Genomic DNA, 1,992 nt, shown 5'->3' with positions numbered 1-1,992 from the left:
GGGTGCGGTCAGTTCCTTGGATAAATTTCATATAAAAAGATACAAAAATCACCCCATAAGTCCCATCGGGATAGTGGGTATTTTTAGTGAAATTTTGAATGAGTTTTTAGACAGTCTGACGGTTTCGGGCTTGGCGAAGGTGGCGATTTTCACCACAAATGTTGATGCGGAGAACCAAACTTTGATTAACCACTAATGTGTCTGCGGAGCACTGAACCGCCACTTTTGCCAAACCCGTGTTATGCCTTCGCCCTTCTTTCATTCGTTGTTGTAGTTGATTTCAAATGTTTTAAATCCAATCTGTTTTCCTTCTACTTGTCCCCAGAAATATTTTGTTTTGTTACCAAATTTGTCATATTCAAACCCATACCATTCCAAGCATTTTCCGTTGCTGTCTTTTCTAATATAGTAAGTTAGATTTTTATTATTGTCATAAACTCTTTCTTCTGTCTTGACTGTCGAACCGTTTAGGATATATTTCCAGATTTCTTTTTTGCCTTCATACTGATATAAGTGTTTCTCTTTTTCTTTTCCCTTGTCGTCAGTTATTATCTTTTCTAATAGTCGGTTTGCAGAGTCAAATTTTTTGTAATGGTTTTCGTAAAGCCTTTCTTGGTCGTTAAACCTTTTTTCAGAATGGTCAAGTAAATTTTCGACAGTCCTATGAATTATTTTACCGTCACTGTCCTTAGCCAACCAAATTTTTAAATTATTCTCAGGTTGTTCAATTATTTCTGTCCAGTCATAGATTGAACCGTCAACAGTTCTTTCAATTGTCTTGATTTGAGTGTTGTTCGTGTCATATGTATATTCTAAACTTCCTTGAAATTGATTGTCGTTTGAAAAGTCAGTTGTCTTTATGCAATTTTCTTTCTCGTCATACTCAAAAGTCTTGTAATATTTCAAGTTTCCCGAGTTGTCCTTGAAGATTTGTTTTGTTAGAAGCCCCAAGCTATTATAAACGAATTCTTCTACAGAAATCGTCTTGCCGTTTTTGTCCTTTAATATTTCAGATTTTATTCTCAATTGTGTCGTCTTTTAGGGTGAGGCATAACGTGATTCAGCTTGGAAACTACGGGCATTCGGAGCCGTTATCTTCCAGCCTACTCCTAACTTTTTAAAAAACTGATTTTCACTTTTACTCGGCACCGCCCGCTGGATCCAAGGTGATGTTGTGAGTAGTTTTTAAGTCTACAATTTTTTTTCGAAGTCGTTTGAAATAATATATCCAAAATGCAATTGTTCCAAGCGGTAAGCTCAACTTGTACCAAGCTGGGTCTAACTTGTGTGGGGGATTGAAATGTGTCACAGGTCTCAATATTTTAAAGTCATAGATGTCGGCAAGGAAGTTATAATGAAAACCAACTGTCCCAAAAAATATCAAGAAAAACCAAAAAAGTCTGTTGTCAACTTTGATTAATAATAGCATAACCAATGTAATTAATCCAAGGCCTGCAATTGTCATTGAACTGTAATATAGGAAGTCACCGACTTTATTGTTCCAAATGTCAGCCTGAACTTTGTCGGTTTGATTCAACTCAATTGTTATATTTTCTACGTATATCAGTCCTTGATTCTCTTCTGTCACGTTAACATATCTTGTTTCGTATCCAACTTTTGTTAAAACTAATTCTAAGTCCGGGCATCCAGTCGGACATCCGACAAACTCTCCAATTTCAAAGTGTCCTAAACTGTCAGTAAAAGTTTCATTAGCTCCCCACTTAATCCTTACGCTGTCAATTGGTAATTTGTCCAAAGAGGAAATTACTTTTCCTGTTCCTCTTACAACTCCTTCGCATGAAAACAAAAGAGTCCAAAGAGTTAAGGATAATATTTTTGTTAGTAGTCTATTCTTCATAAAAATTACGCACAACGTCAGTTCGTCTAAAAACCTTCATTTGGTTTAAACTGAGGCCTTTTTGTTGGTTATTTCGCTTGATTTTAGGCCGCTCTTTGAAAACTGCCTGAATGCCAGTCAAAATTCTTGGGTTC

Annotated in this window: 3 protein-coding genes; 1 reads left to right on the top strand and 2 read right to left on the bottom strand. The window is 36.1% G+C overall.

Annotated elements, in window-relative coordinates:
- Positions 1–196, top strand: a 196-nt coding sequence (locus tag U3A58_RS21655) for a hypothetical protein (RefSeq protein WP_323826480.1), incomplete at its 5' end; no start/stop codon positions are given.
- Between the two features lie 62 nt (positions 197–258).
- On the opposite strand, the gene U3A58_RS21650 is transcribed toward U3A58_RS21655, so the two are convergent.
- Together U3A58_RS21650 and U3A58_RS21645 are read right to left on the bottom strand one after the other, a co-directional pair.
- Positions 259–1,026, bottom strand: a complete 768-nt coding sequence (locus tag U3A58_RS21650; protein WP_323826479.1) for a hypothetical protein — start codon at positions 1,024–1,026, stop codon at positions 259–261.
- A 112-nt stretch (positions 1,027–1,138) separates the two neighbouring features.
- A complete protein-coding gene (locus tag U3A58_RS21645) occupies positions 1,139–1,858 on the bottom strand; it encodes a hypothetical protein (RefSeq protein ID WP_323826478.1) in 720 nt (239 codons plus the stop codon).
- Positions 1,859–1,992: the final 134 nt, after the last annotated feature.

The sequence above is a fragment of the Algoriphagus persicinus genome (assembly GCF_035156415.1).
Lineage (GTDB): Bacteria > Bacteroidota > Bacteroidia > Cytophagales > Cyclobacteriaceae > Algoriphagus > Algoriphagus persicinus.
The sequence above is the reverse complement of the archived record's forward strand: the minus strand, read 5'-3'. Positions and strand labels throughout refer to the sequence as shown.

Excerpts from the sequence above, each read along its gene's own strand:
- U3A58_RS21645 (WP_323826478.1), bottom strand. The coding sequence starts at position 1,858 with ATGAAGAATAGACTACTAACAAAAATATTATCCTTAACTCTTTGGACT.